The organism is Cohnella sp. (assembly GCF_041640265.1).
GTDB lineage: Bacteria > Bacillota > Bacilli > Paenibacillales > Paenibacillaceae > Cohnella.
This window is the reverse complement of the sequence record NZ_JBEQAP010000008.1, coordinates 73,694-97,221: the sequence shown is the minus strand read 5'-3', so window position 1 is coordinate 97,221 and position 23,528 is coordinate 73,694. Positions and strand designations below refer to the sequence as shown.

General features: G+C 43.8%; 20 protein-coding genes and 2 pseudogenes. 16 read left to right on the top strand and 6 right to left on the bottom strand.

The window, feature by feature from the left end; translation table 11 throughout:
* Window positions 1–14 precede the first annotated feature (14 nt).
* From eutC to ACESLK_RS08625, 4 genes are all read left to right on the top strand, one after another.
* On the top strand, window positions 15–755 hold the full coding sequence (gene eutC, locus ACESLK_RS08640) for an ethanolamine ammonia-lyase subunit EutC (RefSeq protein WP_373228864.1): 741 nt from the start codon (window positions 15–17) through the stop codon (window positions 753–755).
* Between the two features lie 68 nt (window positions 756–823).
* The gene (locus ACESLK_RS08635; protein WP_373228863.1) at window positions 824–1,588 is read left to right on the top strand and encodes a sulfite exporter TauE/SafE family protein; all 765 of its coding nucleotides are present in this window, start codon (window positions 824–826) and stop codon (window positions 1,586–1,588) included.
* Window positions 1,589–1,769: 181 nt separating this feature from the next.
* Window positions 1,770–1,937, top strand: coding sequence for a hypothetical protein (locus ACESLK_RS08630; RefSeq protein WP_373228862.1), 168 nt, complete (start codon window positions 1,770–1,772; stop codon window positions 1,935–1,937).
* 164 nt (window positions 1,938–2,101) lie between these two features.
* Window positions 2,102–4,294 carry an MMPL family transporter gene (locus ACESLK_RS08625; RefSeq protein ID WP_373228860.1) on the top strand — a complete coding sequence of 731 codons (2,193 nt, stop codon included), beginning with the start codon at window positions 2,102–2,104 and terminating at the stop codon, window positions 4,292–4,294.
* Window positions 4,295–4,773: 479 nt separating this feature from the next.
* Here ACESLK_RS08625 and ACESLK_RS08620 read toward each other — a convergent pair whose 3' ends face one another.
* Window positions 4,774–4,923 carry a hypothetical protein gene (locus tag ACESLK_RS08620; RefSeq protein ID WP_373228859.1) on the bottom strand — a complete coding sequence of 50 codons (150 nt, stop codon included), beginning with the start codon at window positions 4,921–4,923 and terminating at the stop codon, window positions 4,774–4,776.
* 112 nt (window positions 4,924–5,035) lie between these two features.
* On the opposite strand from ACESLK_RS08620, the gene ACESLK_RS08615 reads away from it, so the two are divergent.
* The 3 genes from ACESLK_RS08615 to ACESLK_RS08605 are packed head-to-tail and all read left to right on the top strand — an operon-like array spanning window position 5,036 to window position 7,065.
* Window positions 5,036–5,356, top strand: a complete 321-nt coding sequence (locus ACESLK_RS08615; protein WP_373228858.1) for a hypothetical protein — start codon at window positions 5,036–5,038, stop codon at window positions 5,354–5,356.
* A 7-nt stretch (window positions 5,357–5,363) separates the two neighbouring features.
* Window positions 5,364–6,686 (top strand): glutathionylspermidine synthase family protein, encoded by a 1,323-nt coding sequence (locus ACESLK_RS08610; protein ID WP_373228857.1) that lies wholly within the window; start codon window positions 5,364–5,366, stop codon window positions 6,684–6,686.
* On the top strand, window positions 6,667–7,065 hold the full coding sequence (locus ACESLK_RS08605) for a DUF350 domain-containing protein (RefSeq protein WP_373228855.1): 399 nt from the start codon (window positions 6,667–6,669) through the stop codon (window positions 7,063–7,065). Before ACESLK_RS08610 ends, ACESLK_RS08605 begins: the two co-directional genes overlap by 20 nt.
* On the opposite strand, the gene ACESLK_RS08600 is transcribed toward ACESLK_RS08605, so the two are convergent.
* From ACESLK_RS08600 to ACESLK_RS08590, 3 genes and pseudogenes are all read right to left on the bottom strand, one after another.
* The gene (locus ACESLK_RS08600; RefSeq protein WP_373229008.1) at window positions 7,062–7,763 is read right to left on the bottom strand and encodes an NAD-binding protein; all 702 of its coding nucleotides are present in this window, start codon (window positions 7,761–7,763) and stop codon (window positions 7,062–7,064) included. The two genes, ACESLK_RS08605 and ACESLK_RS08600, sit on opposite strands and share 4 nt — an antisense overlap.
* Before the next feature lie 42 nt (window positions 7,764–7,805).
* A pseudogene (locus ACESLK_RS08595) lies at window positions 7,806–7,925 on the bottom strand (ion channel); the annotation flags it as partial.
* Window positions 7,926–8,025: 100 nt separating this feature from the next.
* Window positions 8,026–9,498 carry a potassium/proton antiporter gene (locus tag ACESLK_RS08590; protein WP_373228853.1) on the bottom strand — a complete coding sequence of 491 codons (1,473 nt, stop codon included), beginning with the start codon at window positions 9,496–9,498 and terminating at the stop codon, window positions 8,026–8,028.
* A gap of 98 nt (window positions 9,499–9,596) precedes the next feature.
* Between ACESLK_RS08590 and ACESLK_RS08585 the strand changes: the two genes are divergently transcribed.
* Window positions 9,597–10,349 (top strand): RNA polymerase sigma factor, encoded by a 753-nt coding sequence (locus ACESLK_RS08585; protein ID WP_373228852.1) that lies wholly within the window; start codon window positions 9,597–9,599, stop codon window positions 10,347–10,349.
* Window positions 10,350–10,558: 209 nt separating this feature from the next.
* Here ACESLK_RS08585 and ACESLK_RS08580 read toward each other — a convergent pair whose 3' ends face one another.
* Window positions 10,559–12,925 (bottom strand): bifunctional metallophosphatase/5'-nucleotidase, encoded by a 2,367-nt coding sequence (locus ACESLK_RS08580; RefSeq protein ID WP_373228850.1) that lies wholly within the window; start codon window positions 12,923–12,925, stop codon window positions 10,559–10,561.
* Window positions 12,926–13,185: 260 nt separating this feature from the next.
* Here ACESLK_RS08580 and ACESLK_RS08575 point away from each other — a divergent pair, with 260 nt between their 5' ends.
* From ACESLK_RS08575 to ACESLK_RS08540, 8 genes and pseudogenes are all read left to right on the top strand, one after another.
* Window positions 13,186–15,057, top strand: coding sequence for a beta-ketoacyl-ACP synthase III (locus ACESLK_RS08575; protein ID WP_373228848.1), 1,872 nt, complete (start codon window positions 13,186–13,188; stop codon window positions 15,055–15,057).
* Window positions 15,054–15,935, top strand: coding sequence for a DUF6999 family protein (locus ACESLK_RS08570; protein ID WP_373228847.1), 882 nt, complete (start codon window positions 15,054–15,056; stop codon window positions 15,933–15,935). Before ACESLK_RS08575 ends, ACESLK_RS08570 begins: the two co-directional genes overlap by 4 nt.
* 28 nt (window positions 15,936–15,963) lie before the next feature.
* Window positions 15,964–16,092, top strand: a complete 129-nt coding sequence (locus tag ACESLK_RS08565) for a hypothetical protein (RefSeq protein WP_373228845.1) — start codon at window positions 15,964–15,966, stop codon at window positions 16,090–16,092.
* Between the two features lie 212 nt (window positions 16,093–16,304).
* Window positions 16,305–16,799, top strand: a complete 495-nt coding sequence (locus ACESLK_RS08560) for a hypothetical protein (protein WP_373228843.1) — start codon at window positions 16,305–16,307, stop codon at window positions 16,797–16,799.
* 33 nt (window positions 16,800–16,832) lie between these two features.
* Window positions 16,833–17,543, top strand: a complete 711-nt coding sequence (locus tag ACESLK_RS08555) for a nuclease-related domain-containing protein (RefSeq protein ID WP_373228842.1) — start codon at window positions 16,833–16,835, stop codon at window positions 17,541–17,543.
* Window positions 17,544–17,743: 200 nt separating this feature from the next.
* Window positions 17,744–20,413, top strand: a complete 2,670-nt coding sequence (locus tag ACESLK_RS08550) for an AAA family ATPase (RefSeq protein ID WP_373228841.1) — start codon at window positions 17,744–17,746, stop codon at window positions 20,411–20,413.
* A 189-nt stretch (window positions 20,414–20,602) separates the two neighbouring features.
* A pseudogene (locus ACESLK_RS08545) lies at window positions 20,603–21,154 on the top strand (adenine-specific methyltransferase EcoRI family protein).
* Between the two features lie 35 nt (window positions 21,155–21,189).
* Complete coding sequence (locus ACESLK_RS08540) at window positions 21,190–22,359, top strand: HNH endonuclease family protein (protein WP_373228840.1); 1,170 nt, start codon at window positions 21,190–21,192, stop codon at window positions 22,357–22,359.
* Between the two features lie 166 nt (window positions 22,360–22,525).
* On the opposite strand, the gene ACESLK_RS08535 is transcribed toward ACESLK_RS08540, so the two are convergent.
* The gene (locus ACESLK_RS08535) at window positions 22,526–23,296 is read right to left on the bottom strand and encodes a hypothetical protein (RefSeq protein WP_373229006.1); all 771 of its coding nucleotides are present in this window, start codon (window positions 23,294–23,296) and stop codon (window positions 22,526–22,528) included.
* Between the last annotated feature and the right edge of the window lie 232 nt (window positions 23,297–23,528).

Here is a 23,528-nt window from a genome sequence, read left to right as displayed (position 1 = left end):
AAGGAGAGGGACTAATGGAATCGTCTGATTCAACCCGCATAGAGGTTTTGGCCGATTTGACGCGAGTGACGCCGGCGCGCATTGGTGTAGGACGCGCCGGAACGCGTCCGACTACGGCAAAGATACTGCAGCTGCGGTTGGATCACGCGGCGGCGGTCGATGCCGTATACGGCGAGGTTTCGAAGTCGTTGTTGGATGAAATGGGTTTTTTCTCCGTGGAAACAATGTGTGAAAACAAGGAAATCTATTTGAAAAGGCCGGATCAAGGCAGAAGGCTCACGGAAGAAGGGGAGCTGCTCATATCCTCCGGATGTATCCTGGAGCCCGAAGTGCAGATTGTGGTTTCAGACGGTTTAAGTTCCGCTGCGATTGAAGCCAACATTCGCGATGTCTACCCGGCGCTGCTTGATTCCCTCCGCATATACGGGCTTTCGTGGGGGACAACTTTTTTCGTGAAAAACGGCAGGGTGGCTTGCATGGATCCCATTGGGAAAATCCTTCGGCCGCAGGTTCTTGTACTTCTGATTGGCGAACGCCCGGGTCTTGTGTCCGCCCGGTCCATGAGCGCTTATATGTGTTATCGGCCGAGAATAGGTATGATGGAGTCCGAGCGCAATGTCATTTCCAATATCCATATCGCCGGAACGCCCCCGATAGAGGCGGGAGCGCATATCGGCACAGTTCTTAAGGCCATGCTCGATCAGCGGACCAGCGGTACGAATCTTGTAATGGGTCTTCCATCGGATGCCGTTTAGCGGCATATCTGGTATAGTTGGCTCAAAGGGACCCTGGTTTGATTTGCCGACGGGATGAGGGAGATTTAATGGAACATGTCGACTTAACATGGCTGTTTATTATTATGGCTGGAGGATTTCTCGCCGCGTTCGTGGATTCCGTTGTCGGGGGAGGCGGACTTATCGCTTTGCCGCTGCTGCTGGCAACCGGAATGTCTCCGACGGCAGCGCTTGGAACGAACAAACTGGCGGGCACGATGTCATCTTTGACAAGCACACTTTCCTTCATCCGCTCGGGTAAAGTAAATCTGCGGCTCGTCCTTTATTTGTTCCCGCTTTCGCTGACAGGAGCCGTCGGCGGCACTTACGCGGTGCGGCATATCCCTTCCGATTTTTTGCGGCCTTTGGTTGTGGTTATGCTCATATTGGTAACGTTGTATACATTTTTCAAAAAAAACTGGGGACAGCTATCCACCTTCTCCGGCCTGAAAGCCAAATCAGCGGTCTGGATGGGGATTGCGGCGTTCGGTCTCGGCTTTTACGACGGATTTTTCGGTCCGGGAACCGGATCCTTTCTTATTTTTATTTTCCTGGCGCTCGGCTTTGACTTTGTCATGGCTGCAGGCAACGCTAAAGTGTTGAATTTCGCGAGCAACATCGCGAGCTTGGCCGCCTTCGTTTCTTTCGGTTTGGTCAATTATCAGTATGGGCTTCCGATGGGCGCGGCGATGATTGCCGGCTCCTTGATCGGCTCCAGAATGGCGATCCGTAAAGGCTCGTCGTATGTACGTCCGATGTTCATGGCGATATGCAGTTTGCTGGTCGGAAAGCAAGTGTGGGATTTGCTTAGTTAAGCGGACCAAGCAGCCGACTTAAAACCAATTTGCATCGTTTCATATTAATTACGAGCTAATTAATATTTCATCATATAAATCTTCATTATACTTTCCCCGCCATGCCATCCTTGAATCTTGAATTCCCAAATACACTGATCATCCTTGAAAATTCGAAATAACACGAGCTCGTCAGGAATTAATGGCCTATTTAGATGAGAAAAAACAACAAATGAACAATGTAGTAACCCCGCAAGTCGAACTTTCCAAACAAGATATTACACAAAATATGAATGCGATTATTAATGAGATCAAACAACATTTGGATCTGGAATTTGAGAAACAGCTAAAAGGGAACTGGAAACACTAGTCGATTCTCAAATTAAGGACTTGCTAGACCTATGAAGCCAATGGAAAGACATCTTCGTCTGGAGGTGTCTTTTTTCATTTATGTAAAAAGTATGAATACGGACACCTTTTCAGTGAAGGATAAGTAAACACTATAAAACTTGTTAGATGGGGATGGGCAGACCGATGAGTGAAGAAAGAAGGAAAGGTGTTTTTTGGGCTTGGGGCCTCTCCATTCATCGGAATCGCTGGATCGTAGTGTTGGTTTGCGCGGCGCTTTTCTTTGGTTTGGGTGTATATGCCCGGAAGGTGCCGGAGCTGCTCAATGATAACGGCTTTGCTCCTCGCGGCAGCGAATCCGACTATGGCTATACCCAGTTGCAAGACAAACTTGGGTTTCCCTCTTCGGCGATCACCTTGGTGTACACCAGCGATACGCTGGATTTGACGAGCCGTCGTGAAATCTCCGTCATTCTCTCTTCCCTTGATGAACTACAAGAAGTTCCATATGTCCGTAACGTCAAACTGAACGAAACGCCGCGTTTAAACGAGCGCAGAGGTGTTCAATCGGTCCACATCGAGCTTGCTCTAGGCAAATCCGAAGCCTTGACCAATTACCCGGAACTCCGAAGCCGGATCCGCGCACCTGCCGGGATGGAGGTGTTTGTAGATGGTCCGACGGCAATCCTTTACGATATTCAGCAGGCGACGAAGAAGGACTTGACCAAGTCGGAGATGCTGGGTTTGCCGGTGGCTTTGATTGTGCTGATTTTGATTTTCGGAACGTTATGGGCGGCAATCCTTCCCTTGATTGTAGGAGTAATGAGCGTTACCGTTACGTTGGGAGCGACTTATTTTTTTGCGGAGAAATACTCGTTATCGAATTTTATGCCCAATATGGTGACGATGATCGGGCTTGCGATCGGCATCGATTATGCGTTGTTTGTCGTCAGTCGGTTCCGAGAGGAGCTTGTGCGTCAGCGTGCGGTAAGCACGGCGGTGGCGGCGACTTGCCGGATGGCGGGCAGATCGATCTTCTTTTCCGGTTTTGCGGTCCTAATCAGCATGCTCGGCATGCTCTTCATAGATCTTCCGGTCATGCGCGCCTTCTGTTTGGGAGGTGTGCTGGTCGTTCTGGCTTCCGTGTTGTTATCAAATACCTTGCTTCTGGCGTTGCTCGGCATATTAGGCCCCAAAATCAATAGCCTGGCATTATTCCCTGCATTGCAGCGCAGACGGCGGAAATCCACAGCTTGGGAGCGTATCGCTTTCGCCGTTATGAAGCGACCGGTGTTTCTTGTCGTGCTCATGAGCGGAATTCTGGTTCTGCTGATGCTGCCGATTGGCGGCATGAAGCTGGGTGTCCCGAATGCCGAGGTGCTGCCGCCGTCTTATGAGTCCAGGCAGGGATCGGATTTGTTGAAGCAAACGTACGATAGTCGGGAGGCCAGCCCGATTCAGATCGTCGTCGAAGCACCGGGGTCTATATGGGGAACAGAAGCGGTCCGGGAAGTTGCGGCTTATTCGAAGCAAATTCGTTCTCATTCGGGTATTGTGAGTGTCAGAAGCTATATCACCGTTCTGGGAAATCGTTCGCCGGATCAAACGGCTGCGATGCTACAGAACGATTCTATAAAGGGGCAAATGGAGAGGCAGAAGCTGGCAAAAGGGAATACCGCGCTAATTGTAGCGGTTCCCAGGTCCGATCCGGAGTCAGCCGAAACCGCCGGACTGATAAGCGAGCTTCGAGGACTCGATTCGGGCGATCTCCATTCTTTCATTACGGGTGCGGCAGCTAATCGTTTAGACATCATGGATCGAATCGATCGCGGGCTCCCGGCTATGGCCGGATTTGTGATGGTGATCACCTATTTGGTTCTGTTAGTTGCCTTCAAATCAGTTCTCCTGCCGCTTAAAGCCGTGATGATGAACGTGCTCAGCCTTGGGGCCAGCTTGGGCATCGTCGTGATCATATTTCAAAACGGCTTGATGGCGGACCTGCTGAACATCACTTCCATTGGCTACGTGAGCGTTGTTTTACCTGTAACGATTTTCTGCGTGGTATTCGGTATTTCCATGGATTACGAGGTGTTCTTGATCTCGAGAATTAAGGAGGAGTACGAAAGGACGGGAGATAATGAGCGGAGCACAGCAGCCGGACTGACCAAAACCGGCGGGCTGATTACTAGCGCGGCGTTGATCTTGATCGTCGTCGTCGGTTCCTTCGTTTACTCGGACATCGAGATCACCAAAGCGCTTGGCGTCGGCTTGTTCAGCGCCATATTCATCGACGCTACGTTCATTCGCGTCATCGTCGTTCCGGCTCTCATGAAATTGCTCGGCAGCGCGAACTGGTGGGTTCCGGGTTGGAAGAGGTAAATTACGCTACATAAACTCTTCGGAGCTCTTTGTGAGAAAACGGCATCTGAATCAGCCGCTAAGATTGTCATCGCTGAATGTGCTTTGAATGGTTTTTAAACTCATGGTCTTTCTACGAATCACCCACAATCCATCTAATCCTTTTGTGTGTCCGTAATCTGTATGATTTTTCGAATAGAATAGTCGCGATAAGTGCCAAAGATGAGATTCTATACGATTTTTCATACAGATTTAACGATTTCACCATCTCAGGGAAATATCTATATGATTATTCATACAGAATGGCACGAATCGAGTGATGTACGCACGAAGTGAAGACTGGGGACTTCCATACGGGATCACCTGGGAAGAGAATGAACAGATGAATAACGATTATAGTCTGTTATCCTCTCCTAATCCCATAATAAACAAGCGTGTTGCGGTCTTCGTCCAATTCCAAAGAACTTCTTGCGTATGAAGAACCGCCGAATTCCACACTCTCATTCTCCGTAAAGGTCTTCTTTGGTGTAAACGACCGCGTCTTTAATGAAGAAATCACACCGCTTGCGGATTTCAATCTCGGTACGGCTGAGCTGGTCATAGTGAAAAATAGCCGTTTCATCCGTAAGTCGATACTCGAGGGTGTTCACTGATATTCCTCCAATGTTTTAATGAAATAAGTATAATGGAAATAATGATCTGATATACAGAGTTTAATGGCATCACTTTTAGGGAGAAATATAAACGAGGAGAGACAATGACTTGGAAAAAACAAAAAGGATTGTCAAGACGCTGCTCGCAGGTATGGTGGTCTCATCCATGACGGGTTGTGGGACACAAGCCGCCGCACCAACCGTACCCATGCCAACCGACCCAGGGTGCAACGAATGGGAATGGGAAGCAGATGACGGGGTATGGGAGTGCGACGATAAGAGATCATCTTATTACGGAGGATTTTTTTTCGCTGGAATGTACTACATGACCAAGAGCAAACTCCGCAGCAATCCTGCATATAAGAATTACTACAGCGGCTACAAGGGCGGCGGCTTCGGAAGTGGTAATAAAGGGGCTTCAGGCGGGTAAATAGTCGATGTCCAAGGAGCAAGGAATGATTAGAGAAAAACAGTTTAATGCAGTTCAACACTCGGTTGACCGTAATAATTTCTTTGCTGAAATTGATGCATTCTGGCCGGATCTTTATGACATGGAGTATGCACTCTACGATTGCCTTAAAGTAACCCGGAAAGATGTGGCTGAAATGAGGAAAATCGCGGAGAGAGCCTTTACGATCTTCCAGAAAACTGCCCATATGCTGCGTTCATACGCTTCAGATCCTCTTCTGGAGGAATTGGACTACCCGAGAAGTACACTTACCTACATACGTAAAAAAACGTTGTTATCCGATACAGTCATCGGTCGATTTGATTTCGTTAAAACAACCGAGGGGTTTAAGATCCTTGAATTGAACGCGGACACACCGACGTTTATCAAAGAATGTTTTGTTATTAACGGGAAAGTCGTAAACAAGCTTGGCTACGAGGACCCCAATGCTGGCACGGAAGCGGAGCTTGCTGCAGCGGTTAAATCAGCCATTCTCGAAACTGCGAGAGCTCGCAATCTTCGAAATCCGCACATCGTGTTTACTTCACATTCCGACCACGAGGAAGATTTGATTACGACAATCTATTTGCTGCAAAAAAGTGCCGTGAAAGCGAAATTTGTGCCTCTAAGTAGGTTAGTCATTGATGAAAACGGCTTATATGATGAAGAAAGCAACAGAATTGATATCCTGTACCGCCAAACCTATCCGATTGAACACCTCGCCAACGACTCCGACGAACATACGAAGATGAGAGTGGGTGAACAGCTCATCCAATTGGTCATAGAGGATAAGTTATCGCTCATCAATCCCCCTTCTGCGTTTCTTCTGCAGAGCAAGGCAGTGATGGCCATCATCTGGGGTCTAATGGAAGAGGATAGCGATGTTTATACAACAAATGAAAAACGCTGGATTCGTCAGTATTTCTTGCCTACCTATCTGGAGAAAGACACTTTTATCGCCGAAGGGGTAAGTTTTGTTGAGAAACCATCGTTTGGCCGTGAAGGCGACACGATAAAAATTTACGACGGAAACGGAAATATCCTAAATAAAAACGTAAATGAGAACTACTCTGATTCGACTCCAGTATTCCAGAAGCATGTGGAAATGCCTAAAATCAGCATCAAAACCGAAAAAGGCATTCAAGAGGCAAGACAGTTATTCGGTTGTTTTGTCATTAACGGCAAAGGTTCAGCTATCGGCGTTCGTGCGGGTGCGGAAATTACGGGTAATGAATCTTGTTTTATGCCAATTGGATACAAAAAATATCACACTAAAGGGGAACAACAAAACAATGGAAAACTTATATCTTAATTTTCTGCTTCACGCAGGCACTGCCCTGGTTATTCTAGCCGTGGTTATATTGCTGGTGGAGCTGTTCACTAAAAACAAACTATTTAACCTCATCAAAGCAGGAAATGTATCAGCTGGGATTGTCCTTTCGGGGAAACTCATTGGAGCTGCGATTACGATGGCGTTTGTCATTTCCAATTCCGTTGATTGGTTAGACATGGTCATATGGTCTGTTATCGGCCTTCTGGCACAAATTATCGCATTCTACCTGTATGAAGTGTTAACTCCGAAATTCAGCGTTTATCAAGCCATTGAAGACAATAACGTCTCCGCGGCAATCGTGTCACTGGGGATCAGCGTGGCTGTCGGTCTTGTGATTGGCGGCTGTGTGACGAACTAAGAACGTGAAATTTTCGTATACGTTTCGTTGTCGCAAATCACGAATAATTTAGCGTGCGGCGGAATCTTATCGTTTTTGCGCCTCGCGATAGTGGTATCTTTGCCGTCGGAAACCAAGATGGCACCGCTGCGAAGCATTTCTTCAAACGCGTCCTGATAGGTAACCCAATGAGCCTTCTTATCGACTTTATAGAGATCGCCATCTCCTTCTTTGCTTAGCAAATTCATGAAGAACTGCGATGAGCCTTTCTGAAGACAGGAATTGGCCAGTAAATGAGAAACGGATTGCTGACTTAATATAAACTCATCAACTTTCGCATGCTTGAAATTCTTCTGGTGATGTTCCTTCAGTATTTCTGCGATCGTGTAAATATTCGCACCTATGGATTCAGCAAAGCTTTCAATGGTCGTTGCAATGATTAAGGTATAACCGTCCGCTAGAATAGGTTCACTTACATTATCGGGTGCAAAAATCACGACACATTCGCAAGCGGCGGCGTTAGCCCTCTCAAGCGTATGATAATCCGTCGGATCTCCCTGAACATAATGAAAGCGGTCATGTTCGAATGGGCTCTTATCAAGGGTGTCAATGAGAACAACTTCGTTTACGGGGGCAGTTAAGATCTCTTCGATCGTATTTCTCGTTTTATGGTTGTTCCAGCCGATTAATAGGAAGTGATTAGTTCCTTTGTAGTTCAACTTTCCTTCCTCCTTCAGCTTCTTTAGCGATGTTAATTTTTCCGTGATCTTCCCAATTACCGCACCGATCAATACCAATCCCGTCAGGATGACGATGATGCCGTAGATCATGCCAATGGTGGTTACCGGGAAATAGTCACCGTACCCGACAGTAGTTGAAGTGACGACTACATATTGTACATAGAAAAGTTAATGGGCGTAATTATTATCCACCTTAAAATCAAGGCTTGTAATAATTTCGCCCATTATTCAAAAGGTTGAATTAGCTGTTTTCCTCTGATTTTTGTGGTTCTTCTTTTTTGTTGAACATTTCTTTAACTTGTTCCCTCAACGTTTTCGGTAAGAGGACATACAGTATATCGCCTGATTTGATAAGTGTCTGTCCTTTTGGAGTGATTATCTTCTCGTCCCGAACAATCGCAGTTACTAATGCTTCTTCGGGAAGGTTGGCATTTTTTATTTCCTTGCCCTCAACGGAAGACTGTTCTTCTACATCAATCTCAATTATCTCTGAATTCGTCTTCCCAATTGAAACAAGCTCCAATGTGTGAGGAACTGTTGCCTTTTTTCCACCCAATAAACCTAATTTTTCCGCTAATAATGAAATTGTTGAACCTTGAATCAACGCCGATGTAAGAACTACGAAGAATACGACATTAAATATTAGTTGGCTGTTTTCCAAGCCCGCTATCATTGGGTATGTTGCCAAGACAATCGGAACAGCTCCACGCAAGCCAGCCCACGATATAAAAGTGATTTCTTTAATGTTAAATTTCATAAAAATCATACTGACGAATACTCCAATAGGTCTGGCGACAAGCATAAGCAATACAGATAGTCCCAACCCTTGCCAAATGACAGAGAGCAACTGATTAGGGAACACTAACAAGCCGAGTAGAATGAACATCAAAATTTGCATCATCCAAGCGAAACCTTCATTAAAGCGGAATATGGAATGGCGGTATGTTAAGTCTGAGTTCCCAACCAATACAGCCATAACATAAACGGCTAGTAATCCGCTTCCTTGAAGCATCGCAGTCCCACTATATGTTAGAACAGCGAATGCTATTGATAGAACTGGGTATAATCCAGAAGAATCAAGATTAATTTTATTGATTACCCAAACAGAGATTTTGCCCAAGAGAAAGCCCATAACCAAGCCTAAACCCATTTGCCATAGGAATCCTAAAAACAAGGTTAAAAAGCTTGATTCAGGGTTTTGAATTAGCTCAATGAAGGAAATTGTTAGAAAGATAGCCATAGGGTCATTCGTTCCAGACTCAGCTTCAAGTGTTGCCGTTAGCTTTGGTCGGATATTTTTGTTCCCTAATACGGCGAATATAGCCGCTGCGTCCGTGGAGCCAACAATGGCACCAAATAACATTCCTTCGAGCCAAGACAACCCGAGAATGTACTTTGCAAGCACACCAATGATTGCTGTTGTAATTAATACGCCAACTGTTGCCAAGGTAGCGGAAGGTACGACAACCTTTCTCATATCCTTCCATTTTGTTTGAAGACCGCCTTCAAATAAAATGACAATCAATGCAAGGATACCGAATAATTGCGTTAAATAAGCACTATCGTAATAAAGGAATTTACTCAACAGCATCCCAACTGCAATAAAGAATACAAGAGAAGGAACACCTAACCGAGATGAAAATTTCGTTATTATGACACCAACGATTAGTAAAGTAGAGAAAAGTAATATTGAGCTATCCACAGTAAATTGCAAATCATTTTCCTCCTCACCATACCCAACATATATTTTAATTATATGCTGTTTTTATGCATATCACCAACGCTCAAAAGAAGTTATAATCGTCACCACGGGTGAAAGCGAAGATTCGTGCTGAGCGCCTTACATTTGAAATGCCCGATGCCGAAGAAATGCCAGATCGCCTAGACGCCGTGCTTGAAGCCATTTATGCCGCTTACGGCAGTGGCTGGGACGAGATAACTGCTGTAGATTCGCGTCGCAAGGGATTAACCGATGAAGCGATCTACCTGGGAAGGATGCTTGCACAATTCTTGCCAGCTGATCCAGAGGTTCACGGACTACTGGCACTCATGCTGCACTGTGAAGCGCGTCGTGAGGCCCGCCGCAAGGAGGGGGACTACGTTCCCCTCTCAGAACAGGATTGTGCGTTATGGTCTAGGAGCATGATAATGGAGGCGGAGAGTTGTCTAACTATTGCCTCGCAAGCAGGACGAATCGGACACTTCCAACTCTTAGCTGCGATTCAATCGCTGCATGCCCAGCGTTTATGGACTGGGCGAATTGAATGGGAGAAGATCGCGCTGTTGTATGAGGGTCTCGTTCGGATGTCCCCTACACTGGGGGCGTTGGTCAGCCGAGCCGCCGCGGTTGCGGAAACCTATGGAACGGAACGTGGGTTGGCTCTATTAGAAGCCATTCCAGCGGATGAAATTGTGAACTATCAACCCTATTGGGCGCTTGCCGCCCATTTGTACAAGCGGATGAACCGAAGTGAGGACGCCCGCTCTGCTTACAGCCGTGCCATTGGGCTTAGCGCGGATGTTTCGATTCGCGAATTTCTAAGGCGACAGGCATCTAACGTTTAGCGGTATCCGGAGCTAATGAAGCCGATGGGAAAGACATCTTCGTTTGGAGGTGTCTTTTTTCATTTGTGTAAAAAGTATGAATAGGACACCTATTCGGTGAAGGATAAGTACACACGATAAAACAAGCAAACCTCCATACAGTTTATGAGGATAAAAAAAAGCAAAGCAGCTCGGGGATCCCCGAGCTGCTTTGTGGTAATGAATGATGTTTATGCCGCTATATTCGTCTTCATGGTGAATTCGATTGCTTTCAGCAGCAAGTCTGCGAATGCCTTATCGATCTTTTTGCCGGATTGCGCCTTAACTTCGTTCGCCAAGGCTTGCAACGATTCCGATTTTACTTTCACAAGCAGGCTATTTACGATTCCCTCGTTCGTGATTTTTCCGTTATCCGACCCTGCTTGGATAAGCTCATCTAGATGAGCCGCATCCAATACGACCTCGATGTTAAAAGAGATTTCGCTCTTGTTGCCCGCATTGTCTTCTCCGGCAACCGTTACCTTGTGAGTTCCGAAGCTGAGAGCAAAGGGAGCGATCTTCAGCGGATTCACTGCAGCAGCGCCGTCCAACACCACTTTCAGGTCACGAACACCGCTTAAGTTATCGGTGGCGACGAATGATAGCGACACCTCGTCGTACGGATAAACCGACACGTTGCCCGGATTTTGGATCGCAGGACCACTCTTGTCGATCAAAATCAGCAACGAGTGAGTCGCTTCGATGTTGCCAGCTTTGTCGATGGAACGGAACTCTACCGCATTGCGGCCTTCCGTACTGACCGTAAACGTTCCGCCAACTGCCGGCTTCCAATCCCCGTTTCCGATCCGGTATTGCGATTCTTTGACCCCAATTCCTGTGCCGTCAGTAACCGTCAGCATTACTTTCACATCATTAACATTGTATGCGTCTTCCCCGCTCAATCCGTCGACTGCAGCCACGGTCAATGGTGCGACGAGATCCGTGCTGATTCTGCCTTCAGCTACATAATGAATGGGCGCGGTAAGGCTCTTGAAAAAATTAACGGTTCCCGTGATGTCTTCCGAACCTTGTACCACGTTTTTGCCATATTGCCCGAGCAGCTTGTATTTGGCACTGGTCTGGTTGTACATGAAGTTGTTGACCGTAAGCGAATAGGTGGCGGCCGGATCTGCAGGTTGGCCGTTCTCCAGCGTCAGACTTACAATCTTGTTCGTCGCTGTGTCCCAAGTATAGCGGCCCCCGCTTATAAAGGAGTCTGGACCGTATCGCGGGTCGATCATGGCGTTTAGAATTTCAATGAACTGTGCTCCCGTCACGTCGATTTTCACTAAGTTATTAGCGAACGGTTGGATGTTGAACAGCTCTCCCCATGTGACTGGACCGGCATCCAGATTGTACCTCACGCCGCCACCGTTCATCAGTGCGAAATCGCTATTCATTTCAAAGTTCATGCCGTCCGCGATCAAGTTGCCAAGCGCGTTGTCGCCTAACACGGCTTTCGTCGGATAGCCTTTGATCAACGCGATTTCGTTCGTTCCCACCACGGCATTCACTTTGGGAGCGACCAGATCCTCATACTTCTTCAGAATAGCCGCGATTTCTGCATCCGGCGTAATGCCGGATTGCACAACGTCGACGATCTCAGCCGATTTCTTCACGATGTCATGGGTTACTGGGTCGATTTCCAGATCGATGTCGAGAATGGCGTTTCCATACTCCCATGCCTGTACGATCAGTTTGTTGTCTACGACGGCATTGATCTTAACGTGATTATGCGCGGCATAAATGATATCGACGGCATCGTTCACTTGATTTGCCATGCCTGCGATTTCGCCTTTCGCGGAGGTGCCGTCCTGATCGCCGGGAACATGAGCCAGAACGACGATCGCTTCCACGCCTTGGGCTTGCAGCTCGGGGACGTATTTGTTGACCGCAGTTGATTCATCGGTAAATCGGACGTTCGCGATTCCGGTCGGCATGACGATGCTTGGTGTGGCCGTTGTCACGACACCGATAAACCCGATTTTAACTCCGCCGACTTCCTTGATGGCATAAGGGTTAAGCACCTGTTTTCCCGTATCCTTGTACTCCACGTTCGCCGCGACGACGGGGAAGTTCATGCCCTTGTAATTTTGCGTCCCGTTCGGATGGTCACCGCCGTTGTTCAGACGCAGCATTTCGTCTACACCTTCGTCGAACTCATGGTTGCCGGGGGTTCCGATATCGAAACCGAGCGTGTTCATGATTTCAACGGTCGGCTCATCCTGGAGCAGAGCCGATACCGGGGAGCTGCCCCCTACCATGTCGCCGGAATGCATGAGCAACGTGTTCGGATTGGTTGTCTCACGCTGGCGCAGATAGGCGGCCCAATACTCAGCGCGGCCGAACTTCAGACCCGGACGGGAGGACACCGTACTCGTCACATCGATCTTCCCATGAAGGTCGTTCATGCCCAGCAGTTGGACTTTCACGTTGTTGTTCGCAATATCCTGACTGACCGTTTCCGCGTGAACCATATTAACGGCAGGAAAAACGGATGTGATAATGAGGGCAGCAGTCATCAGCGACAGTGTGGACTTTCTTAGTATCCTTCTCATAATCTTCCTCCTCTTACATTTATGACTCTATAAAATAATAGAGGACCACTGTTAAATGGCCCTCTATTCTATGTAAACTATAAGACAAATCTATGAAACAAATGTAAATGGCCGGCATGACGGAAAGGAATGAACCACCCAATTGGCGTGTCCGCGATTTGGGAGCCACAAGGTACTACGTCATATTAGTACTAGTCAATTAATGCGGCTAAGTTGATAATGAGATGAATATCAGTAACTATTCATCTATGAGGTGTGACATGAATCCAGTCTATATAACAAGCATTGGCAAATTCCTGCCCGGCTCACCAGTTGGTAACGATGAGATCGAAGATTACCTCGGCAAGGTAGGCGGTAAAGTCTCGAAATCGAAACGACGCATTCTTGAGCAGAATCAAATTCGCTTTCGGCATTATGCCATCGATAAGGATCAGAAGAGCCTATACACGAACGCAGAGATGGCTTCACTAGCGATTCGTGATGCGCTTGAACGAAATGCAGAAGCGCTTGATGACCAGATTGGCTTTCTTGCTGCAGCTACAACGCAGGGTGATCTCCTAGTCCCCGGCTTCGCCAGTATGGTTCATGCTGAGACGAGGCTGCCTGTTATGGAAATTGCGACTCATCACGGCGTCTGCGCCAGCGGAATGCATGCGCTCAAGAACGCCTTTCTACATGTTCAATCCGGTGAGAACAGGACAGCAGTCTCCTGTGCCAGCGAGTTTCCGAGTCGTGCCTTCAAGCATACCCGATTCGAAGCGCAAGCCGCTTACATTGACCGTCCTATATCATTTGAAACGGATTTCCTCCGTTTTATGCTCTCGGATGGAGCCGGCGCGGCCGTTCTGCAGCACAAGCCTTCAGCAAAAGGCCTGTCGCTGCGCATCGAGTGGATCGACAACCAATCCTACGCGAACAAATACGACGTCTGTATGTATGCGGGAGTAAATAAGGAGAACGAGCATAGCAGCTCGTGGCTCGATTATCGGTCCATCCATGAAGCAGCGGATGACGGAGCTATTAATCTGAAGCAAGACATCCGGCTTGTTAATGAAATGCCGAAGGTCGGGGTAAATCGTTTCTTCGAGCTTGTTGAGGAGGGACGAATTGATCCTGCTGCGATTGATTGGATGGTATGCCATTATTCGTCTCATTTCTTCCGTGACGAAATCTTCCGGCTGCTTCAGTTAGGTGGGTTAAATATTCCTGAAGAGAAATGGTTTACGAATTTGTACACGAAGGGCAATACAGGAGCTGCTTCGATCTATATTATGCTGGAGGAGTTGATGAATACGGATCAGCTCTCAGCAGGTGAACAGGTACTATGCATGGTACCGGAAAGCGGAAGATTCCAAACCTCTTATATGCTGCTAACCGTCGTCGGTTCTTCGGCAGAAGAACAGGGGGAGGCTCATGAATTCGAGGAACGTCAGCCGATAGCGCCTCATCTCGAATACAATGCAGCAGATTCTGTACAGGAACAGCTTGTGCGGCAGCTTATACAAGTATGGATCGATTTCGAACAGAAGCTAGCTCAAGTCCCCATTATTCATAAGTTATACCGCAACAAATTTACGCTCGACGATTATAAAGCACTAATGGAGAATATCCGGCAGCAGGTCATCGACGGCTCGCAGTGGATCGCTCGTGCGGCCTCCTATATTGCGATTGAGCAGATTGATCTTCGCTCGACGTTTATTGCCCATGCTCGTGACGAACATCGGGATTTTCAAATTTTGGAGCGGAATTACGTCGCTGTCGGAGGCGACCTGGCAACCATTCAATCCGGGGAAAAGAATATAGGCAGCGAAGCTCTGTCCGCCTATTTGTTCCAACGGGCAAGCCGTGATAATCCGTATGATCTCATCGGCGCGATGTGGATCATTGAAGGACTTGGCTGTAGAATGGCACGTTATTGGGGAGAGATGATTCGTGATCAGCTCACTCTGAGCGACGACCAGGTATCGTTCCTGCTTTATCACAGTGACTCGGATGAGAAGCATTTCGAGCGGCTGGAGAAAGTCGTTCAGCATCCGATGCTAACGGCGGACATTGCTGCAAGAATGGTAAAGACAGCAAAGACCACAGCGCGCTTGTATCTTTTACAGTTAGAGGAGCTGGGTAACGTATGAGTGAAGCTGATTACTTCAAGAATATGCCTCATGATAAGAACGATCCCAATCCGTTCTTAGCAATCTATCTGGATCAGAGTATTCCCTTCAACGAAGAGGCGAAGGCTGCTTACCTCAGGGATTGTTCGAGCAAATCTCGGCAATTTTTACTACCTATTCTAAGACCTTTCGCGCGGTTGCTCATTATTTTGCTGCAAATTTACAAGATTATCATTCCTAAAGCCTTTACTTCTTCCAAGCTGCTACACCGCGTTCTCTATTGGGGGATGAAGAATTTCGTTAGCCCAAGCGCCAATTATATGATATTAAGGCACTTCTATCTCGGCTCCGAGGTGCTGCAATTTATCCGCGACAACGTCCCTGGCGTGCAAATAACAATGAATCCGCTTAAGCCGACGAGTCTTGAACCTGTGAAGGATGATCTATTCCTCATTCACGATCTGAACTTATATAATTTCGTCATTAATCTCAATCGCCAGCTGCGCGAAAATAATAAAGAGGTGACAAAGCAAGAGCGGCTAAATTTCGATGCGATTACTTCGACCTCGCTTCCGATTGAGCCGATGCCGCGCCGGTGGACCAATTTCCTTGATCTCACGACGGCTATTGAATGCTTCACACCGGTCTATCAAATGTTTCTAACGGATAATGACTTCTGGCGCGCGACCAATTCCTTGCAGCTTGATGAAACGATTGGCATTCTTGCTTCCAAGATTATCGGCAGCAATGATCGACTTGCACTTATTAATAACAAGCACCCGATGGTGCCGTTAACGACACTTAAGGCGGGGTTCCGCCTTGTGTTGCACGGGCTTGCTACGGAGCAGCTTCATGCTTTACTTGTTGAGTTGAAGGGGAAGCAGTTAAATAGAGCGTAGTATTCTCGTTGACTGTCTGGGAAAACGTTTGCCTAATCGAGCGGTTGCAATGCTTCAGAACGATTCCATTAAGCGGCAAATAGAGAGGCTGAAGCTGGCCAAAGGAAATGCCGCGCTAATTGTAGCGGTTCCCAGGTCCGATTCGGAGTCCAGATAACGCTACATACACTCTTCGGAGCTCTCTTTTTGGTACTAACGGCAGCGGAAATGCATGAAAAACTGGCACCTTATTTGAGGGAAAAAGACTCTATGAATTGTTGGGGTTGGAAAACAGAGAGATCAATTTGCAGACTACGACCTAAATTTATCCAGCCTATGTTATTATGAATAGTGGGAATATGGTGTGTCGTGGGAGGTCTAATAGAAATAATGAAAACTGAAATTGGAGAATATATAGTCGGAGCATATTTGAAATTAATAAAGAAATGTGATTTTATCGAGTATAATGCAAGACCTCCTGGTGGTGGGCTAGTAGGATTAAATGAACTTGATGTAATTGGATTCGACTTTAAAAGTAAAACTGTTTATTTATGTGAGGTCACAACTCATATTTCAGGGCTTTTATATGGGGATGGAAATAAATCTACCGTGGCAAAAATACTTGCAAAACATGAAAGACAAAAAGACTATGGTCAACAGTATTTATCAGATTTCAATACTAAGATTTATATGTTTTGGTCACCGAATGTTCCGAAAGGATATATTATAAATGAGTTGAAAACAGTATCAGAATTACAACTAATCATCAATAATGAATATACAAAGTGTGTTGATGAATTAAGGGAGCTTGCAAGAAAACAAACACATGATTCTGGGAACCCATTCTTTAGGACATTACAAATTTTGGAGCATTTGAAAAGATAGTCTCAACAAATCGCTACAGGGATGGGATCTTGAGTGTTTAAGAAAATCATGGATTTCTTCAAGAATAATAAGAGCATTCAAAAGCCCCAACCACTTAATAAGAAAGTTCCTTCATCCATTAGAGACAATAGTAAATCTATTCGAAAAGGTGAATTGGGCGAATACAAAATCAATATTCAACTTGATCAATTGCCGAAGGATTGTAAATATCTGAGCGACCTACTAGTATCAAATTCGAAGTCAAGAACGGGCTACTCTCAGATCGATCATCTGGTTATTTCACCGTATGGATTATTTGTTATTGAAACTAAAAATTACAGCGGCGAGATTAAAGGAAAGAGAGATGACAAGAATTGGTTCGTAAATAATAAGTTTAAAATGTTTAATCCACTAAGGCAGAATTATGGTCATGTGAAGGCGATTGAGAATATTACACAGTCTTATAAGAAGTTAAACTTCATCTCTATGATTTCATTTACGATGAGGTGCCGATTTAGTATTGATCCAGAGTTGAGAAAAATATCCTCTAACGAGTTAATCGTTTATGATGTTGAGCTATCTGAGTTTATTGGGCGGAAGCTCATTCGTTTAGCTGTCGAATATCCTGAACCCTTTTTAAATAATGAAGATATTATTCATATTTACAATTTGTTAGTCAAAGCGAATATTGTTGATCTGAAAATAAGAGTCGAACATGTTGAGAAGGCAAGCGGTAAGAAGGGTGACAGGGAGTCACTAGGGTGACATTAAATTTGTCACTACATCCGTAGAAGCACATGTGGAGTTGTCTTCGGGCAGGGGTTTGACTCCCCACGCCTCCACCAACCTTACTAAAAACGAACACAACATACTTACTTGGTGGATTTGCAGTAACAGTTTGGATTAAATAAATAAGAGGACAGTTAAGATAATATTTCTTAGCTGTCCTCTTATTTTAGTTTTCGATGGAGGAATTTGTTGGAATATGTAGAAAGGTTCAAGTAATAATTAATTTTGGTGGTGTTAAGATGCTCGATTTAAGTAATATGGAAAAATGGTTAGATTCACGACCAAATTGGGAACAACAAGTTTGGTTTTTTATAATTAAAGAGGGTAAGCTTGATGATGAAAAAATAGAGGAAATTTTCAAATTATTAATGGAGGACTACGTAAGTGAGAAAAAGCATGAGCGTACCCCAATTAATTTTAAAAGCATCCCTAAGACAAACATCTCAGAGGAGCATGATCAAGTAGTTTATCTTAAAGATGTAATTAATTTAAAGCATGTCAATGCATTACCTTCCGATCAAAAGTTAGCATTTGGAAAAAGCCTTACTTTAATATACGGTGAAAATGGGTCTGGTAAGTCTGGTTATTCACGATTGTTAAGCTCTGCTTGTTTCTCGCGTGGAGATAAGAGTATACTTCCAAATCTCAGAGAATCAAAGACTTCAAAATCAACTAAGGCTTCAGCAGATTTTAGGCTAACTATTGGGGAAGAGCAAAAAACAATAAATTATAAAGAAGATGAAAAATACGATATCTTGCAGAGATTTTCAGTATTTGATTCTTCCAGTGTTCAAATACATATTAATAGCACATCGAATGTAACGATTACTCCAATTCAATTAAAGGCTTTTGAATATGTAATCGAGGCATTCAATGATTTGGAAAAGAAATTGAATCACGAAAAAACGTTTCGTATGACGCAAAACCCAACAGTCGGCCGTTTCGAGAGTGAAAGTGTAGTAACTAAGTTTTGTAGTGAACTAGATCATAAGATAACATTAGAACAAATTAATCAATGGAATTATTCAGCAAGTGATGTTGAACGAACCGCAGTTATACAAGAAGAGTTAAAGAGTCTTCGGAAACTAGATGTTGAATCGAAGAAAAAACAGTTAAGCCTTGAGGTTAAGGAAGTCGAAGAGTTAGTTGAAAAGCTTGGTATTATTAATTCGATATTAAATTTGGATTATATAACCACTTCAATATCGTATATTAACGAAATTAATCAAAAAACGGATCTTTCGAAAAGGATAGGGGAAAGTTCGTTCAAAGATGAATTGTTCTTAGCTACTGGATCTGAAGAGTGGAAATCACTTATTAGCGCAGCTAAAATTCTACTCGACAATGAAAAGAAGCTTAATCCACAATTTGCTTTGACTAAATGTCCTCTTTGCAAACAAGGCTTAAGAAATGAGGAATTATCGCTATTCGAACGCTATTGGGTTTTTTTAGAAGGGAAATCTTTGAATGAGTTAAAAATTGCAAAAGAAAACTTAGAGAAGCATAAACAGCTACTCGGAAAAATTGAGTTTCCAAGATTCAATGTTGATTCTCCAGGTGCAAGAATTATTAAAGAAATAGATGAGGAATATTTCAATCATTTAAAAGAACAGATTGAGAACTCATTCGTTATTAACGAAAATATTAAGGAGAAAACAGAACGTCTTGAAGTAAGTGATTACCCGAGAATTGCACCATTATTTATTGAGAAATTAATTACAATGATATCAGAAATTAAAAAGCAAATTGAATTATTAGGTAATCCGGAGTTAGAGATCAAAAAATTAGAAGAAGAATTGATTCTACTTACGCATTGTAAGATATACACACAAATAAAAGAAGAAGTCATTGAGTATGTTAAAAACCAATCTTGGCTAAATTCATGTGAAAGAATAACATTTCCTAGGCGACAAATAACAACGAAACAAAGAGAACTATTCGATCAAATTGTTACTGAAGAATATAGGCGTAAATTTGCTGAAGAATGTGAAGTATTGGATTGTAACTTTGGAATATCCGTAACTACAAGAGGGACAAGTGGTTCAACGGTCAAAGAATTGAGGCTAAATATTTCTGCTGATCATAAAATGGGAAAGATATTAAGTGAAGGAGAACAGAGGGTTTGTGCACTGGCTGATTTTTTAACTGAGATTTCACTCGATAAGAGGAACAGTGGAATTATTTTTGACGACCCAGTGACATCTTTGGATCATGTAAGAAAGAGACAAATTGCTCACAGGCTAGTCATAGAAGCTGCAAGACGTCAAGTAATAATCCTCACGCATGATAAAGTATTTTTAAGTTATCTTGCTGATATATCTTCAGAACTTGACACTTCATATGAAGCTCATTGGATTCAGCGTGTTGGAAATCGCCCAGGGAAGATATCATTAAATAGCAGCCCTAAACTTTCTACTCTTGCAGTAATAATTCAAGAAGTTGATCGATTAATTGTTGAAGCAGGACTATTAGATGATCAACATCAGCAACAGCAACAAAAACTTATTGATAGTTTTAGTTTGCTAAGGAGTGGTTGTGAAGCCTTGATAGAGCAAGTTCTATTCAACAAAACTATCCAAAGACATGATGATTATATACGCGTAAGTAATCTCAACGAAGTGCCTTGGGACGAGATGAATGCGGGAAAAATAGTGGATATGCACGGTCAACTCTCTAGATTTATTGATGCGCATAATCGTAGTGATACAATGCGTGAAGAACCAATTACAATTGAGATTGTAAAATCGTTTCGAAAAAAGTTTTTTGAAATTAGAGATGAATTAAATACCATTAAAAAAACTAAAAAATCAGGACTAGAAAAACAAAAATCCAGTTCACCTTGGTAAGATAATCGACTGATTGATGGAATTGAAGTAATAATTTTTTTAACTAATAGAAGGACAGTTAGGGCGAATAAAGATACCTTAACTGTCCTTCTATTATATCTTTATGGAATCATTGTGTAGAATGGTGTACTATTTTAGGTGGTAAACACATAAAGGAACTTTTTTCTTAACATATGGAAGGTATTATGAATGATATTTCCACTAGTCAAAAATAATGAGTTGTGGCTAGGAAATGGTTTTCATGCTGGTAATGCATACTTTTTTACACCAAATACACGCGATTTCGCTTCGGGAGTATTCGATTCAACAACAGGTTTAGTGAAGTTCCGCAATGTTTGTTGGTTTACCAACCTCGACCATGGAAGGCGCCACCAACCATTGCCACTTATGACAATGAGCGACAACTTGAAATAAAGCAAACACAAAGGAATAAAAGGTCAAGAAGAGTATATTAAATATGACAACTATGATGCTATAGAAGTGCCATTTACTGATGCTATTCCGAGTGACTATAGCGGTGTAATGGGTGTGCCGATTAGTTTTTTAGATAAATATAGCCCGGAGCAGTTCGAGATTTTAGGAACAAGTGATAATGGTCTAGTTGATGACGAATTAAAGAAAACACCTGGTTTAACAAAAGAATTTGTTGATGATTATTATAAAGCTGGCGGCACAGGAGCATATAAGGAAGGTAATCCAACAGCCGGTTACCATGAAAATGGAGTTGCAAAGATGGCTTAAAAAAAGAATTTTTATTAAGCACAAGGGGAGCTAACATGAAAACAACTCTTAAAACTAGCATCTCTATCAAAGAAATTTGCGAAGGGTTCGTCTATAACGAACTTGAAGGTAAGGGGTTGTTTGGCTTGTCCGGCACGCTGACTATTCAGCCGGAGTACCAGCGCAACTATATATATGCGTCTGACGGAGGCAAAAGAGAAATGTTTGTCATTGACTCAGTCCTTAAAGGATACCCTATAGGATTGATTTATTTTAACAAAGTGAGTGACAGCAATTTTGAAGTTTTGGATGGGCAACAGCGTATCACCAGTATCGGACGATTTGTATCTAACAAATTTGCCATCAAAGATGAAAACGGCATGGAACAGTATTTTAGCGGAATGGCAAAAGACAAGCAAGATAAGATTCTGGATACGAAGCTACTCATTTACGAGTGTGAGGGTACCGAAAGTGAGATAAAAGAGTGGTTTAAAACAATTAATATTGCTGGAGTTCCACTAAATAATCAAGAATTACTCAACGCTGTATATTCTGGCCCATTTGTTACGCTCGCTAAAGCCGAGTTCAGTAATAGTCAAAATGCCAATATTCAAAAATGGAGTGCATATGTATCGGGTAGTGCTAACCGACAGGAATATTTAGAATGTGCACTGGATTGGGTAAGTAAGGGCAATATTAGTGAATACATGAGCCGTCATCGCACTGACGAAAATATAAATGAACTAAAACAATATTTTAATAGCGTGATTGATTGGGTATCCAGCGTATTTACTGATGTTGAAAGCGAGATGCGTGGACTTGAATGGGGTAGACTTTACGAAAAATATCATAATCAGGCGTATAGCCCTAAAAAAATATCTGATCAGTTAAAAGAACTTTACGGTGATCCATATATTAAGAACCGGAAGGGTATTTTTGAATATATTCTTGGAGGCTCACAAGATACCAAATTGCTTGAAGTTCGAGTATTTGAGGAAGCAACAAAGAAGTTCGTTTACATAAAGCAAACTAAAGAAACCGAGTCAAAGGGTAAGTCAAACTGTCCGCTATGTGCTTTAGGACATGATGCAAACAAAACAAAGATTTGGAAATTAAACGAAATGGATGCAGACCATGTTGCAGCTTGGAGTAAAAGTGGCGCAACACATGTTAATAATTGTAAAATGTTATGTAAAACTCATAACCGAGCAAAAGGGAATAAATAGTCTGCCATTATAGTTGAAATATGACGAGGCACTTCCGTTGAAGGAAGTGCCTCGAACTATTAATTTGCTTTTTTATTTGTGTTATTGGAAATAACTTCGATAAAATATCGCTTTCAATCTGATGTCCAAACAATTCAAATTTATGAATTCTTCTTTTCAAGGCAGCCTATGTGGCAGGTTGTTCGATCTTTATATTCGCATACTGCTGATCGAAGCTAATGTTGGATATGATATAGATCTTAGTGTAACAAGAGATTTTATTGGAATATCTACATGGCAGAGACAGAGGGTATCCGTCTAACAGGTTCAACATATCAGTTATTTTTAACTGAGAGTGGAACTCGTCAAAAATCACAACGTCTTCCCCAGCGTACCCATCCCATGGATGTGTGTAATCCGTAATGCGATAAACGTTTGAAAAACCGTACCTCTCCATTACACTTCTCGTCTTACCAATTCCTGTCTTACCCCACACGTAACTTACATTTAATTCTCGGAATTTATTTTTATATTCCTCTGCTTTAACGATCTGTCTTACACGTTCTATACGATCCGTGTGTAACAAGTACTCTGGGCATTGCTCCATAATCTCAAAGTTAGATGCACCAGACTTGATGAGGTCGTAGAGATCGGCTAGATCGCTTCTAGCGCCCGGTCTTTCGATAGGCATTTCTCCGAATTCTTCCTGCGTCCCAGGGATAGCCGTACCATGTTTCTTATCGTTTTCCCATTTACCGCTTTTGAAGATATAATCACGGTTTTGTTCAGAAGTCCCTTTAGCGATTTCTAAGTGGGCTATGGGGAACTTGTTTTTCAGTGTGCTGAAACGAACCGCGCTAGAACAAACGATATAAAGATGCGTGTGGTGGGTTTGACCTGCTTCGTCAGCCATGCAGTAATATACAAGTGACTGTAGTGCAGCTAGTACTTCTTTGATTTTGTTATGATCATAGCCCTTGTCCAGTGGATTGTTTATTGTGATCTACCATTTACAGGCTTGCTTGTCCTGAGACATTGTCTATCGCTCCTAACGTAAGGAAGTAATTTGCGACAAGCGACGGAGGATTGCTTAGGGTAGTACTTCCCTAAGCAAACGCCTCGCTTCGCGAGGCAGGCTGTGGACGAACGGCTTAGGGCTTTGCCCACGCCGCCGCCCACACGCCACATGA

Coding starts and splice junctions, on each gene's coding strand:
- eutC (WP_373228864.1), top strand. CDS start 15: ATGGAATCGTCTGATTCAACCCGCATAGAGGTTTTGGCCGATTTGACG.
- ACESLK_RS08635 (WP_373228863.1), top strand. CDS start 824: ATGGAACATGTCGACTTAACATGGCTGTTTATTATTATGGCTGGAGGA.
- ACESLK_RS08630 (WP_373228862.1), top strand. CDS start 1,770: ATGGCCTATTTAGATGAGAAAAAACAACAAATGAACAATGTAGTAACC.
- ACESLK_RS08625 (WP_373228860.1), top strand. CDS start 2,102: ATGAGTGAAGAAAGAAGGAAAGGTGTTTTTTGGGCTTGGGGCCTCTCC.
- ACESLK_RS08610 (WP_373228857.1), top strand. CDS start 5,364: ATGTCCAAGGAGCAAGGAATGATTAGAGAAAAACAGTTTAATGCAGTT.
- ACESLK_RS08605 (WP_373228855.1), top strand. CDS start 6,667: ATGGAAAACTTATATCTTAATTTTCTGCTTCACGCAGGCACTGCCCTG.
- ACESLK_RS08580 (WP_373228850.1), bottom strand. CDS start 12,925: ATGAGAAGGATACTAAGAAAGTCCACACTGTCGCTGATGACTGCTGCC.
- ACESLK_RS08575 (WP_373228848.1), top strand. CDS start 13,186: ATGAATCCAGTCTATATAACAAGCATTGGCAAATTCCTGCCCGGCTCA.
- ACESLK_RS08570 (WP_373228847.1), top strand. CDS start 15,054: ATGAGTGAAGCTGATTACTTCAAGAATATGCCTCATGATAAGAACGAT.
- ACESLK_RS08560 (WP_373228843.1), top strand. CDS start 16,305: ATGAAAACTGAAATTGGAGAATATATAGTCGGAGCATATTTGAAATTA.
- ACESLK_RS08550 (WP_373228841.1), top strand. CDS start 17,744: ATGGAGGAATTTGTTGGAATATGTAGAAAGGTTCAAGTAATAATTAAT.
- ACESLK_RS08540 (WP_373228840.1), top strand. CDS start 21,190: ATGAAAACAACTCTTAAAACTAGCATCTCTATCAAAGAAATTTGCGAA.